Origin of the sequence: Pseudanabaena biceps PCC 7429, from assembly GCF_000332215.1 — a bacterium.
In the GTDB taxonomy this organism is placed as follows: Bacteria; Cyanobacteriota; Cyanobacteriia; order Pseudanabaenales; family Pseudanabaenaceae; genus Pseudanabaena; species Pseudanabaena biceps.
The window spans coordinates 1-13469 of the sequence record NZ_ALWB01000127.1 but is presented as its reverse complement, the minus strand read 5'-3'; the positions used below and the strand labels follow the sequence as shown (position 1 = coordinate 13469).

Annotated in this window: 15 protein-coding genes and 1 pseudogene; 5 read left to right on the top strand and 11 right to left on the bottom strand. The window is 41.1% G+C overall.

From position 1 onward, the window contains the following. The coding region (locus PSE7429_RS24500; protein WP_233424358.1) for an IS1 family transposase at positions 1 to 172 on the top strand (172 nt) is incomplete at its 5' end. Between the two features lie 73 nt (positions 173 to 245). On the opposite strand, the gene PSE7429_RS24495 is transcribed toward PSE7429_RS24500, so the two are convergent. Beyond that, complete coding sequence (locus tag PSE7429_RS24495; protein WP_083888416.1) at positions 246 to 1193, bottom strand: nuclease-related domain-containing protein; 948 nt, start codon at positions 1191 to 1193, stop codon at positions 246 to 248. A gap of 110 nt (positions 1194 to 1303) precedes the next feature. Between PSE7429_RS24495 and PSE7429_RS14420 the strand changes: the two genes are divergently transcribed. Beyond that, on the top strand, positions 1304 to 1993 hold the full coding sequence (locus tag PSE7429_RS14420; protein ID WP_009627971.1) for a hypothetical protein: 690 nt from the start codon (positions 1304 to 1306) through the stop codon (positions 1991 to 1993). Between the two features lie 235 nt (positions 1994 to 2228). Here PSE7429_RS14420 and PSE7429_RS14410 read toward each other — a convergent pair whose 3' ends face one another. The 8 genes from PSE7429_RS14410 to PSE7429_RS14380 form a co-directional block, all read right to left on the bottom strand. Next, positions 2229 to 3374: a transglutaminase domain-containing protein gene (locus tag PSE7429_RS14410; RefSeq protein WP_009627970.1), complete on the bottom strand. Its 1146-nt coding sequence runs from the start codon at positions 3372 to 3374 to the stop codon at positions 2229 to 2231. Continuing rightward, a complete protein-coding gene (locus tag PSE7429_RS14405; RefSeq protein ID WP_009627969.1) occupies positions 3374 to 3697 on the bottom strand; it encodes a hypothetical protein in 324 nt (107 codons plus the stop codon). Before PSE7429_RS14405 ends, PSE7429_RS14410 begins: the two co-directional genes overlap by 1 nt. Positions 3698 to 3748: 51 nt before the next feature. Beyond that, a complete protein-coding gene (locus PSE7429_RS26370; protein WP_009627968.1) occupies positions 3749 to 3898 on the bottom strand; it encodes a hypothetical protein in 150 nt (49 codons plus the stop codon). Between the two features lie 75 nt (positions 3899 to 3973). Next, positions 3974 to 4894: a ParB/RepB/Spo0J family partition protein gene (locus PSE7429_RS14400; protein WP_009627967.1), complete on the bottom strand. Its 921-nt coding sequence runs from the start codon at positions 4892 to 4894 to the stop codon at positions 3974 to 3976. After that, a complete protein-coding gene (locus PSE7429_RS14395) occupies positions 4894 to 5646 on the bottom strand; it encodes a ParA family protein (RefSeq protein ID WP_009627966.1) in 753 nt (250 codons plus the stop codon). Before PSE7429_RS14395 ends, PSE7429_RS14400 begins: the two co-directional genes overlap by 1 nt. A 288-nt stretch (positions 5647 to 5934) precedes the next feature. After that, positions 5935 to 6198 (bottom strand): Txe/YoeB family addiction module toxin, encoded by a 264-nt coding sequence (locus tag PSE7429_RS14390; RefSeq protein ID WP_009627965.1) that lies wholly within the window; start codon positions 6196 to 6198, stop codon positions 5935 to 5937. Beyond that, the gene (locus tag PSE7429_RS14385) at positions 6195 to 6419 is read right to left on the bottom strand and encodes a type II toxin-antitoxin system Phd/YefM family antitoxin (protein WP_009627964.1); all 225 of its coding nucleotides are present in this window, start codon (positions 6417 to 6419) and stop codon (positions 6195 to 6197) included. Before PSE7429_RS14385 ends, PSE7429_RS14390 begins: the two co-directional genes overlap by 4 nt. 177 nt (positions 6420 to 6596) lie before the next feature. Beyond that, positions 6597 to 8867 carry a dynamin family protein gene (locus PSE7429_RS14380; RefSeq protein ID WP_009627963.1) on the bottom strand — a complete coding sequence of 757 codons (2271 nt, stop codon included), beginning with the start codon at positions 8865 to 8867 and terminating at the stop codon, positions 6597 to 6599. 226 nt (positions 8868 to 9093) lie between these two features. Here PSE7429_RS14380 and PSE7429_RS14375 point away from each other — a divergent pair, with 226 nt between their 5' ends. Together PSE7429_RS14375 and PSE7429_RS14370 are read left to right on the top strand one after the other, a co-directional pair. Then, positions 9094 to 9318 carry a DUF433 domain-containing protein gene (locus tag PSE7429_RS14375; protein ID WP_009627962.1) on the top strand — a complete coding sequence of 75 codons (225 nt, stop codon included), beginning with the start codon at positions 9094 to 9096 and terminating at the stop codon, positions 9316 to 9318. After that, complete coding sequence (locus PSE7429_RS14370) at positions 9315 to 9653, top strand: DUF5615 family PIN-like protein (protein ID WP_009627961.1); 339 nt, start codon at positions 9315 to 9317, stop codon at positions 9651 to 9653. The genes PSE7429_RS14375 and PSE7429_RS14370 overlap by 4 nt, the downstream gene beginning before the upstream one ends. Before the next feature lie 107 nt (positions 9654 to 9760). On the opposite strand, the gene PSE7429_RS14365 is transcribed toward PSE7429_RS14370, so the two are convergent. Continuing rightward, on the bottom strand, positions 9761 to 10381 hold the full coding sequence (locus PSE7429_RS14365) for a type I restriction endonuclease subunit R (RefSeq protein ID WP_009627959.1): 621 nt from the start codon (positions 10379 to 10381) through the stop codon (positions 9761 to 9763). A gap of 120 nt (positions 10382 to 10501) precedes the next feature. On the opposite strand from PSE7429_RS14365, the gene PSE7429_RS14360 reads away from it, so the two are divergent. Continuing rightward, complete coding sequence (locus PSE7429_RS14360) at positions 10502 to 12691, top strand: AAA family ATPase (protein WP_009627958.1); 2190 nt, start codon at positions 10502 to 10504, stop codon at positions 12689 to 12691. Here PSE7429_RS14360 and PSE7429_RS26365 read toward each other — a convergent pair. Beyond that, positions 12681 to 13469, bottom strand: a pseudogene (locus PSE7429_RS26365) (hypothetical protein); the annotation flags it as partial. The gene PSE7429_RS14360 and the pseudogene PSE7429_RS26365 sit on opposite strands and share 11 nt — an antisense overlap.

Sequence of the window (13469 nt, the reverse complement as noted above, 5' to 3'; positions counted from 1 at the left end):
TAGGGCAGTCGGTAAAGAAACGGGAAAGACCAACTATATTGAGCGATTCAACTGTACGTTACGTCAACGAGTATCTAGACTAGTTAGAAAGACCTTATCCTTTTCTAAGAAGTTGGAAAATCACATTGGTGCCATTTGGAATTTTATTCATCATTACAACGATTCTTGGTAGTCCTAAAAAGGAAAGGATTTAAACAGGTAAGGATGGGCGGCGCAAAGCGCCGCCCATCCTTACCTGTTTAGCACTACCTAATTTCCCAAGGATCGAGCGTCGGAAACCGAGTAATTAGATATTTATAATCAAAGCGACGAAAATTATGCCCACAAATATGTAAGCCTTGTTCGCGTAAAGACTCTAAGCTTGTTTGAGCAGATTCAATTACTTTAAAGTCTTGCTCCAGAATTAAAGATGCTGAACCTATTCGATGAATTTCTTCTTTCAGATCTACTTCCAGATCGATATAAGCGTATTTTCTGAGGATCTTATCTATACTGCTATTAAGAAAAATCTTCTCTGGAATAGAACTATCGCTAGGTAAACTGTCGATCATGTCATTTAAGTGATCATCTAAATTTGGAAAAATATTCCAACGGATGCGGTTAATTTGTTGTTGTGAAAGGGGGGTATCGAATTGGTAAGGAAACATGTTCCGCAATCGTTGTCTAAACTCCTCTTGATCAATACCCTCAAGCATCTCATCTTGGCAGATGACCAAGTTGGACTCGATCACCTGCTCTATTCCTGATTTCTCAAGCTGCGATCTCGTAATATTGGGAAATACCACACCATAGCCATAGGGGACTATACATTTGCCGTAGTCTCTGGCGATCGCGCGGACTAGCTCAGCATCACGTTCTAAGATCTGCACTGCATGAAGTACATACCTTCGGGCTTGTTCTAGGGGATTTTTTACTTGCTTGGGCGCGTTGGTGTGGCGATCGGCGATCGTCCAATTGGCTCTAGTGGCGTTGAGAATGGTGTCGATTTTCCAGTCTTTGACCTCTAGAACTAATAAACCTCTCAGTGGGTGCAGCACAATAAAATCGGGGTGAAGTTGCTTTTTGCCGATCGGTACGTCATACCAAATTAGATAATCGTCATCGAGCTTTTGCTCTAATCTCACCGCAAAGCACTTTTCGCCTAGGGTCATTCGGGCTACGCAGCTATTTAGGGATGGGATGAGTGAGGGCATGGGCTAATTTTGTTCTTCTACAACGGACGAGGACAGTAGGCAATTGCTATTCTTTTCTAGTTTTATCTCTGTCTCCATAACAATTGTCAATTGTCAAGGGAAAATCAATCATGTCACAGCCCCAAAGCCTTTTTAACGATCCAACGGTAACTGTTGTAATTTCAAGACGGGTTAAACCAGAATGTAAAGCCGAATTTGAATTGTTTTTATTGGGTATCACTACTGCCTGTGAAAAATTTCATGGTCATTTGGGTAGTACAATTTTTCCTCCAGTTAATTCTGACGATCCAGAGTATCGCATCATTTTTAAGTTCGACCGTCTTAGCAATCTCCGTAATTGGGAGGCATCGCCAGAACGCAAGTTCTGGTTTGATATAGCCGAACCACTCACTGTCAGCCCACCCAATATTCAGGTATTAACTGGTTTAGAAACTTGGTTTACTCTTGCTGGCAACACATCAATAACACCTCCCCCCCGCTACAAAATGACTGTGGTTACTTGGTTGGCTGTATTTCCATTAATTACTTTTATCTCTCTAATTCTTAAACAGCAATTATTAAATTTGCCTTTAGTATTTCGGGTGGCAGTTATTACAGCGATCGCTGTTCCGACAATGACCTATCTGATAATGCCGCAAATGACAAAGTTATTCTCTGGGTGGCTTTACCCTTCATTAGTTGCATCACCGATAACCGATACTCCTAAAAAGATCATAGAAAGTTCAGAACTTCCACAACCACTACCTGAACTGAATTCTCCCGAAGAGAATACTGAATTAATAGTTAGTCAAATACTTTGAGTGGGTTAGTATTTGGCTAAAGTGCGATCGCTTTTGGATTTGGGGTGATGGGGCATGGGTTTTCCACTGGAACGGATTGGGAATTTAGCAAATGCGATCGTCTATCAACCTTGGAGAAAAAACACTCCCTCCTTGACAACCAACGTATCGAAATAAACCTTGTGTCCACAGTGGGAACAGACAGCACTAGAACATTTGTCTATGTACTCTTCATCAAAATCGTCAAGATCGAGATTTACTGAACCTCTGTACCAATCGTTATACAGGCGATCGCATTGCGGACATTTTGATTAATTGGATTAGCGCGCAATTGCCATGCTGGATCTTTGGGGAAATGGGTAATGCCAATTACCTCTGGTGGTGGCATTAGATATTCGGTGCGATAGTTTTTGGTAAAGCCTTTTTCTCGACTGACATAACCACTATCCCAAGTTGGATCGATTAAATACCATTGACCATTAACTTTAACCCCATTCCATGCATGACCTTGACCGCTTAAATCGCTAGTCTGGGTACGAGCATCACCAACGACATAGACAATCTCTACTCCCGCCGCTTTACCTAGTGATTCTAGCAACTGGGCATAACCCGCACAAACTGATTTACGAGTGCGAAACACTGTCTCCGCATCCTGTGGCGGATATACACCAGCAAAGTATGACTCAGCATCATAGGCAATGCGATCGGCAACGTAGTCATGTAAGGCTTTCACACGCAAAACGGGATCAGATTCTTTGCTAACAATGTACTTAGCAACGGATTCAATGCTCGTCTCCACATTGGCGGGCATATTGATGATCGCAGGGTGCAAACCCTGTCCATCCCATGCCCATGCATTTTTGCTTGGTTTAAGGTCAACGGGTTTCCGATTAGGTTGTGGTTCTGGCTTGATCTTGTTACTGCCATCGTCATATTGCTCATAGGGATTTTTGTTTAATGCGTTATAAAGCCCCTCCAATCCCCCTGCAATTTTAAATAGGCTTTGTCGAGTGACTTCTACTGCATTCCCCTTCATCCCCTCCAGCATCCAGTCCCCTCTTGTTGAAAGAGCTATGAAGCTAGTAGTTGGTTGCCATATTAATAGCCCCACGATCGCAATTAGGTTGATGATCAGAGTTCTTATAGTTAGGCGATCGCCCCAAGTTAATGTCTGTTCGCCCGACTTACCCAATTTGCGCCGCTTGTAGCTTGACCATAGCTCCCATAGCAGAGGCAAGACTGGAAAAAGAAATACCCCTGCGATGACCGATAGCAAAGTGGAACGATTAGAGAATGCTGCAAGGGAAGATGCAAGCCATACCCCTAGAACAGGTGTCAAATAGATACAGGCATAGATTCCTAGTTTTAAGATTGTCCCGATCAACTTCAATAACAGTTTCATTAAGCCTCCAAACACTCCACTACTGCATTTAACTCAGCGATCGCTCGAACTAAGCGATCGCGCAAAGCATCGTCAAGCTTAGGATTTTGCAAAGCTACCTCTTGGATGGCGGCTAACCACTGTGCGATCGGGACATGGCTAACGGCGGCGCGTAGACCCATATTGGTGAGGATCGCTAGGTAAAAGCCTTTGAAATCCTCTGGGTCACCGTAGTCATAGAATCCGTCCCATAGCTCTAGTTTTTCGGGTGTGTAGGCTTCGTATTGCTCGAAGGTGATTGGGGTGCGATCGCTTTTGGGTTGGGGGAGAGGAGGTTGTGTCATGGGTGATTTTCTATTAGTACGATCTGAATAATTTTTCAGGATACTGATTTGTTAACTTTTTGTGCCTATATCTTGAGGGTCAAATCTATCAAACCATTGAATATTTCCAGTGAAAGGTTGCTGATCACGGATTCTTGCCAACTCTTCTATGCGTTGTGAAATATGCTTACGAAGTTTTGCCAGCTTATCCCGAACTGACATTACTTATTTCTTGAGAACATTCACATATATTTAGTATTTGGAATTATTTAGTATTTGGAATAACCTCAATAAGTTTTACTCATCCTGAATTAAAGTTTCGATTTCGGCTAGTAGCTTAGCAAGCTTTTTAGCTTTTTTAGGATTATCCCAAACCTTGGATTTTTTCATTGTAGTGAAAGCATCATTCATCAAATCTTTGAGAGAAGGCTCTGTTAACGTCGCATCTTTAACAGAGTTAATAGCAGAAATTCTAGCCTTAATTTGAGAGAGAGACAGGTCTTGAGAGATAGACTCCTCAAGTAATTCTTGCCGTTGCCCCTCATCACGGATACGGGCGATCGCTCTTGCTTTGGTAAATTCTAATTTGCCCTGACGCAATATTTCTAAAACATCATCAGGCATATTTAATAGCGGCAAACGATTTGTGCGAAAGGATTCAGCGTTAAATCTGCCGATATTAGCTAACAGAGATTCGATCGCCTCAAGTTGACGGGTAACGTTATCCGTCAACTCTAAACCACGCTTTTTAGCATTGGCAGATTGGTTTAATATTGCTGTGATATCACTGATCTCAATATCAAGAGAAAGCGATAATAACTCTAGAATAGCCTCAGTTTCTTCAACAGGATTTAAGTCTTCACGCTGTAAATTTTCAACGAGAGCTATTTGGATTGCTTCTTTATCCGTAACATCTTTACTAATGATCGGTACTGTGTCTAGTCCAAGAATTTGGGCAGCCCGAAATCTTCTTTCCCCTGCAATTAATTCATGTTGCCCATTTGCCAGAGGACGAACTAATAGGGGTTCTAAAATGCCATGTTCTTGGATCGATTGCACAAGTTGCTGCATCTTTTGCGGATCGAAATATCGGCGCGGCTGCTTAATTGGCAATTGGATCATATCAACCTTAACGGTCTGATTAGTTGCAGCAGTCAAATCATCTAATAGGCGAACATTGCTAATTTGATACGCGGGTAAAGGTCGCTTGCTAGCCATTAAATTGTCTCCAATGAATCTGTGATTTGGTTTAAGATATCGATAACTGGGTGCTTCGGTGAATGTAATCCTAAAGGTTCATGCATTTGCGCCGAGTCGGGGAAAGCGATCGTCCTTGGGATAGGAGGATAGACGATAGCAATTGATGAGAGTTGAATCTGAATAGTACTTAAGCTAGTTTTTGCTTGCAGGGTTTGTCCTTCGTGCATAGTTGGAATAAAGCCTGCAACTTTAAGGTTACGGTTAGCCCTTTGACGGACACGAGCAACAGTTTCTAGTAATAAGTTACAGCCAACTAGACTTTTATAATGGGTTTGAATTGGGACTAACACATGGGTAGCAGCAATCAGACTGATATAGCTAAGGATAGCGAGACTGGGAGGACAGTCGATTAGGATGAAATCGTATTGTTCTTGGACTGTAGCGATCGCATCTTTGAGACGCACTTCCCGAAATTCAGCTAAAACCAATTCCATCTCCGCCGCACTTAATTGAATGTTGGATGGGACTAAATCCATGCCATGAATATTGTGGTGGATTGGTAAGCTCTCATACTGAGTGATGGACTGATAAATAGTCTTGTCTAGTTGATAGATATCAAGCCCTAGAAATGATGTCAATGATGATTGCGGGTCCATATCGACGAGAAGGACTTTGCGATCGCGTTGGGCGAGTTGGTATCCCAGATTCATGGTTAGGCTGGTTTTGCCAACCCCACCAGACTGATTAAACAGGGCAATAATCTTGGTCACAGGATATCTTGGTAAACAACACTTAAGCAGTGTAACTTATGTTTGGAATTTTTTATAAAGTATGTTGCTTTTAAAATAAATTCAATCGTCACAGGTTGATTTTTGCTTGTAAATACTGAGTTTATCGAGCCTTTCATGACAATTTCCAAGTTGACGGGTAACGTTATCCGTCAACTTGGAAATTAGAGATCGCCTTTTGTCATCATCAAGCGCGATCGCTAACAAAGCCTTGTAGATAAAAGCGATCGCTTCAAAAGTTTGCGAATAGGACTAATCGGGATAGTTCTGTTATTCATAATGACTTTTACAAGCAGCTATTAGAATTTCTGTATCAGTTACTTGGTAAACGAGACGATGTTCATCGCTAATGCGTCTTGACCAAAATCCACTCAGTCCATATTTTAGAGGTTCAGGTTTACCGATACCTGCAAAAGGCGATCGCTCAATATCTTTGATAAGTTCTACTATTTTGTTGTAAATTTTTCGATCCATTTTTGCCCATGTATTATAGTCCTCAAAGGCTTCCGCTTCAAATAGGATGCGTCTTCTCATGAGAGAGTATCCCAATTAAGTTCTACGAGGTTATTACGGTTTTGAATGTTTTCCACCGCAGTTAGTAATCTCTTTCTATTAGCAGGATTCTGTAATAGAAAAGCGGTTTCATCGCTTTCATATACAACTATTTCGATTTCCTTGTTTTGGAAAGCGGCTTTTAAACTTTCTAGGAAATTGTTGTCAAGTTCGTTAGCATTCAATCGATAGCTAATTTGCATTTTGGATAACGCCTGATAGTGTGGATTTATATGATACTTACCATAATATAAGACTTTTAAAGTTTTGGGAGCGATCGCCTTTTGTCATCATCAAGCGCGATCGCTAACAGAGCCTTGTAGATAAGAATAATCGCGTCATAAGTCAGAATATTAGCAAGGTAGAGATAGGCGATCGCCTTAATCCAATTTCCAAGAATGCAATGAATCTTTCACAGATATCAATTTATTGCTGTAAGTCTCTAGCTCAGCTATCTGTTCGTTAATTGCCTTAACGATTTGAGTAGAATCTACACCGACTTTTTCTCTCTGCTCAAGCAAAAGTGCAAACTCTTCACGAAAGCGAGCAATGTACTCATCAATTTGTTTTTCAGAGTTGCCAAAATCATCTTTAATTCGCCCTGATATAGTTTTTTCTAGAAGGTTTCCACTTCCTGCAACCATATTGTCGATGCGCTGTTCGATGACTGCTAAAATTTCTCGAAGATCAATTTCGATTTCTATTGTTTCACTCTTGATTACATCGTCTGGCAAACAAAAACTCCATGAACTTACCGTTTCATAGTCATAGCGTTTTAGTGTTACAAGCTTTTCTTGAATTTCTGTATAAATACCTTTGACTTCAAAGCTTGAAATCTTAGTGATAGGACTAGGTTTGAGTTTTATATCTAAAGTTTCACCTAGATAGCTAGACAACTCATTAGATATTGCTTGAATATCAGCCTGAATCTTGCTAGAGAGAACCTCTTGAATGAAGGTTCCTTGATTGATCAATTCTTCTTCGACTTGTATCCACCAATCACTGATATTGCATACAAAGAAAGTGTTGATTTGATCAGCAAAACACTTTGCTTCAGCGTGATCACTAAACTTGATCTTGTAAGGATCATTTTGTCTAGCTGGACTTCTTGTTACTCTTGATGCAGGGGAGCCAGTTATCATGTCAAGTAAAGAAACTGCTGCGTTCAGCATAATTTTCATTGGCGATGGAACAGGCAAAGCACTTATTGCAGTTTGACCAAAAGCTTTAATTTCATCAGGAATGACGAAAGGTTGAACTTCTATATTTTCAATAACTTCAATAGCATTGGAATCAACCGATCTTTCCTTTGCAATTCTATTAAGCTCTCTTTCAATAGCGGCTTTAGCACCTTCTGCAAAACCACTAATTCCTTTTTGAAACCCAGAAACTAGAAAGGTTTTCTGCTGATCAACAGATAATTTTACTGAATTTACTTTTTTTTGGGCAATTTCAGCCTTTTTTTCGTACTCCTTAACCTTTACTTTCAAGTCTGAGTATTTTGTCTGCCATCCAGCTTGACGAAACTTGAGAGTATCATCAATTGCATTAATAGCTTTCTCAATTCCTTGTAGTGAATCATTTAATAAGTCCCAACCAGATTTTTGAATTACAGTGCGAATAACAACCTCTTCAATTTCTGGAACCTTGCTATCTTCCAAAGCTTGAGGTGCAATTTCTTGTGGTGTTGGATATGTTCTTGTCTCCCGATTCCTGTATATCGGCAGAAACTCATCTTCAAACGATAATATGTCATCTTCTGTAGCTTTCTCATCCCGAATTAATTTTGACAACAATGCTTTTCGGGAACTCACAGGATAAACGATTGGATCAACAAAGCCAAAACTAGATATCTTTTTCTTAACATTTTCAAGGAGCAAATGAATTTCAGGGTCAGTTCTTCTTCTCATATCAATTTTATTCAAGATAAAATAGACTTTCCCTTCACATTGTTTGAGAAATTCTTCACGATTTTCTTTGAGTTCGTCAAAAAATCTTTGAGTCGTTTCATTCTGCCATCTTGTGTAATCTAAGATAAACAAGATCACATTGCAGTCGTGCAAAACCCTAATCGCTGTCTCCTTGAGACTAGTAGAGTCAAAGTCTCCTGATTTCCACTCATCAGGTCCAGGGGTGTCTATGAGTGTAAAGTTTTTCAGTAAGTCCATGCTACCGACTGCTTCTATCGGATGCTCGATCTCAAAACGAAAAGAGTTATCAGAATTTCCCGATGCACGGATTTCACGAGTACGAGAGAGAAAATGTTGCTTTATTTCTGCATCATCTCCTTCAAATATAATTGGCTGTCTTTTGCTGCCTTGAGACTCAATCAGCCTTGGAGTCTTGTCTGAATCTATATGTCTAACATGAGTTTCACAGACAGTACAAGAGTCTGACTCATGCGCCAATATGTCTGCACCTATGACAGCATTTAGAAAAGTGCTTTTGCCAGCCTTCATCGGTGCAATTACAGCTACTTGATAGTTTTGATTTTTAAGTCTTCCCTGAATCTTCTTAATTTGTGCGTTGATGTTGTCAAGATTCTTGCCCTCGTCCCCTAATCGTTTCTTGGCTTCTGTCAAATATTTTCTTACTTCAACTGTAAAACCATAAACATCTGCATAAGCCGCACGAAATTTTGCTAGGGACATGGTTTTAACCAAATAATTAAAGTAATATGATGATAATCGAAGTAATAATGACTAAACTATACATCAAAAGATATATCAGGGCTTGCTCATCCAAAAATTATTATACTAATTAGAATTATGACTGAAACCGTTGTTTTACAAATACCAGAAGCATTGTACTAAGGCTTAGCGAAGCAATACCATACAACCCATTTATACTAGAAAAAAGTGTTAGGAAACTATTCAAATGCCAGAACTACTTAAAAGAATCACCATCAACCCCAAACAATGCGGCGGTCGTCCCTGCATTCGTGGCATGAGAATTCGTGTATCAGACGTTCTCGATCTATTTGTAGCAGGACTCAATGCCGAAGAGATTTTAGAAGAAATGCCCGATCTAGAAAAAGATGACCTCAAAGCAGCACTAGCCTATGCATCGCGTAAACTCAACCATCCTGTATTAGTCGCATGATCATCTGGATTGATGCCCACTTATCACCAGCGATCGCCCCTTGGATCTCTAGAACCTTTGGCATAAGTGCCTTCGCTTTACGAGATCTGGGTTTAAGAGATGCAGAAGATCCCGAAATTTTTGAAGCAGGTAAAGCTCAAAAAATTATTTTTATGACCAAAGATAGTGATTTTGTGGATCTAGTTGAACGCCTCGGCTCACCACCTCAAATTATTTGGTTGACGTTTGGCAATACTTCCAATGCCCAATTAAAAGAAATTCTAACTGCTACTTTACCAAGAGCGTTAGAAATTCTCGCTACTGGTGAATCCTTAGTAGAAATTAGCGGAAATTAAATTTAATGTTATCGAGAAAAAATATGGCTGAAACAGTTACTTTACAAATACCAGAAGCATTGTACCAACGCCTAGCGATCGCCGCAGGAGCAACCCAGCGATCACTATCAAACTTCTATTTCTGCAATCTTGCGTAAAACTTGCCATGCCACCTCTAACTCACCCCGATTAACCAGAGGAGCCAAAACCTGAGACATCCCATATTGCTTACCCTCTAGCTTCACAAATACAATATCATCACCATTCGTCAACATCGCAAAAGTCGGGAGATCGCTATTTGGACTCGCCATCAAATAAGCCAAAGTTTGCGGCAAAGCAGACCAAACCGAAAGCATCGTTTTCTTTGACTCCAAAACAATAATCCATAGGCGATCGCGCAATACCAACACATCAATTCGTCCCTGTAGAGTTTCTTCACTATCAGAAATATTGATCGTAATCGACTCCTCCGCCTTAATCCGAAAAGGAGGATCGTATAAACCAGCGATCGTTAGCAATGGCGAGACGAGTAATAGCATCACCGTACTTTCTAGCAAATGTCCCCCAGAGCGATGATAAATATAACGCCGCCAGAGAATCTCTAGATTGGCGCGATCGCTAGGATTGATCACTGGTAACTGGTCATACCATTCTGTAAAAAAATCCTTCAATTCACTACGACTCAAGCCAAATTTTCTCTCTGCTTCAGCGATCGTTGTGATAGCTTCAGTAACAGCTAATGTTTGCATAGTGAATACTTTGAATTGGTTTTCAATACAATAATTCTAATCTCTAGCTCTCAATTCCTAACAAGTCGTTATCCAAATATTATCCAAATATCTTTTAAAAAACGCGATCGCTACGCCAACATGAACCTATTCGAGAACCACCGTCAACAAATCACCGCATCAGAAGCCCCCCTCGCCGATCGCTTACGTCCGCGCCACCTTGATGAATTCATCGGACAAGAACATATCCTCGGACAAGGAAGACTGCTACGCCGTGCCATCCAAGCAGATCGCCTATCATCACTCATCTTTTATGGTCCCCCTGGAACAGGCAAAACCACCCTCGCAAGGATTATCGCCAACACCACCAACGCCCACTTCATCGCCATCAATGCCGTCCTCGCAGGTGTAAAAGAAATCAGAGAAGCAATTGAAACCGCCCAAACCCAACGAGGATATCACAATCAACGCACAATCCTCTTTGTCGATGAAGTGCATCGTTTCAACAAATCCCAACAGGACGCATTACTGCCTTGGGTAGAAAACGGCACAATCATTCTCATCGGTGCAACTACTGAAAATCCCTTCTTTGAAGTCAATAAAGCATTAGTCAGCCGATCGCGATTATTCCAATTAAAGCCATTAACCGAAGCAGATTTGCGGCGCGTATTAGAACAAGCAATTAGCGATCGCCAAAGAGGTTACGGCAACCTCAAAGTAAATATTACTGAAGAAGCGATCGCCCATTTAGCCAATGTCGCCAACGGTGATGCAAGGTCATTGCTAAATGCCTTGGAACTAGCAGTAGAAACAACGGAACCCGATGAGAATGGCGCGATCGCCATTACTTTATCCGTAGCCGAAGAATCGATTCAACAAAGAGCGGTTCTCTACGACAAAGAAGGCGATGCCCACTTCGACACAATTAGCGCCTTCATCAAAAGCGTGCGTGGTTCCGATCCCGATGCTGCACTCTATTGGCTAGCCAAAATGGTCTATGCAGGCGAAGATTCGCGCTTTATCTTGCGACGATTACTGATTTTAGCGAGTGAGGATATCGGACTTGCTGACCCGCAAGCAGTAGTAGTCGTGAATGCTTGCGCTGAAGCCTTTGATCGCATTGGCTTACCCGAAGGTCGCTATCATTTAGCGCAAGCCACGCTCTATCTTGCCAATGCTCCCAAATCAAACAGTCTCATGGGCTTCTTCGATGCGATCGCCGCCGTTGAGCAGGAACGTCAATCCGATGTTCCTAATCCTCTCAAAGATAGCAATCGCGACAAAAAAGGATTTGGTCATGGGGCTGGCTATCTCTATCCCCACGCCTATCGCGACCATTGGATCGAGCAGCAATATTTACCCAGCAGTTTGCAAGGACAGATATTCTATCAACCATCAGATCAAGGTGCAGAAGCCACGATTAAATTACAAGTAGAACGCCGTCGCGAAGCGCAATTAGCTGCAATGGTAAGTGGTGTAGCCATAGAATTACCTGAAATCCTTACCTTTAGCCCCAAAGATAATAAAAACGATCACTGGTTGCAACGCACTATCGGACAAGCTGGTGAAAGATTAGCCAAAATACGCGATCGCCTATTCTCGAAATTATTGCTACAACGTCACGATGTAGTCCTTAACTTAAATGCCGCCACAGGATTATTAACATGGGAAGCATTGCGATCGGTTTCAGAAGGCGGAGTCTACGCGCTGACCTATCAAGAATCGGAAGCGATCGCTTTGCAAGAACAAGCAGCAAGTTTATCCGAACTTTTGCGCCCAATCGTTCTGTATGGATCTTTAACAGAAATTCCTAAAGCGATCGCCTCTATGCGTTTTGAAGCGATTATTGCCTATAACACTCTGATGCGAGAACCTGACAAATTAGCATGCATTCAACAATTAGCCAATCTCTTACAACCTGATGGCAAAATTGCTCTTTATGAATCGATTCCCAAACACACTCAACGAATTTATCTATTGCTCGATTTACCCGATGAATTTGGCGATCGCTGGATACAAGCAGAAGAAGAAATCTATGCCAATCTTGATGACCCGATGACAAATTGGGATATTGATGATTTGCGATCGTCTTTTGAGAAAGTGGGTTTAAAAGTTGAAATAGAAGTAGAACGAATCACTACGTCCATACAAATTTCTACAGCTTTATTAAACCGTTGGTTTAGCAAGTCTCAGACAAAGCCATCCTATGCCAGCCATCTAGCCAAGTTTCTCACAAATGATGAAATAGCGATCACTCAACAATTACTAACCAATAAGCTATTGAATAAAACCGTAAATTGGTCGAGTACAACCGCCATGATTATTCATTAACCGCCAAAACTGCCAAAGTCGAAAACAACTTGTGTCTAGACTCAGCAGAAAGTCTTGCCAGAACATAACTATGTAAATAGTTTGGAATATGTTCTGAAAAGAACTCAAAAATACCAACCAAAGTATCTTTTATCGGCAGATTCTCACTCAAAAATAACTCAGTTACACCAGCCCAAAGATCAACCAATCCCAAATCAGAAGGCTCAGTAAGAGAATGTAGATTTTCATTAAAACTATGGATCAATTGGTTATATAGGTTATCTAATAACAATTTGATCCAATCAAAATGGTAAAGCAACACTCCACGCTTAATTCCGAAATAGGCACATAACTGACGTTCTGACGCATTGAGCAAATCAAATCCACCATCGGTAACAGAATTAATCACCTGAGATACCTTGAGTTGTAAAAGCTCCAAATTAGACATCGCATCAGGAGTAATATCCCCAGACTTAATTAGAGTATGGGAAATATCACCCAGATCAAAATCCGACAAAAAGTAAATAACATCACCCTGATTAAAGCGATCGCCCGCCTTCCTGCCAAAACACTGCATAACGGTAGCCAAAATATGGCGATCGACAAACGCCGCAAAAGCAGGATCTTTATCCACAGGATGTAACCCTGTCATCGCCACATAATCAGCACGAAGCATCGCAATATTGGCACAGGGAGTCCCGACAATCACAAAGGTTTTGGCATCTTTAAAATCATTAGACCCACGAGAATCGCGGAACCAAAAACCATCTTGACTCTTGGCAAACTTTTTAAAATCAAT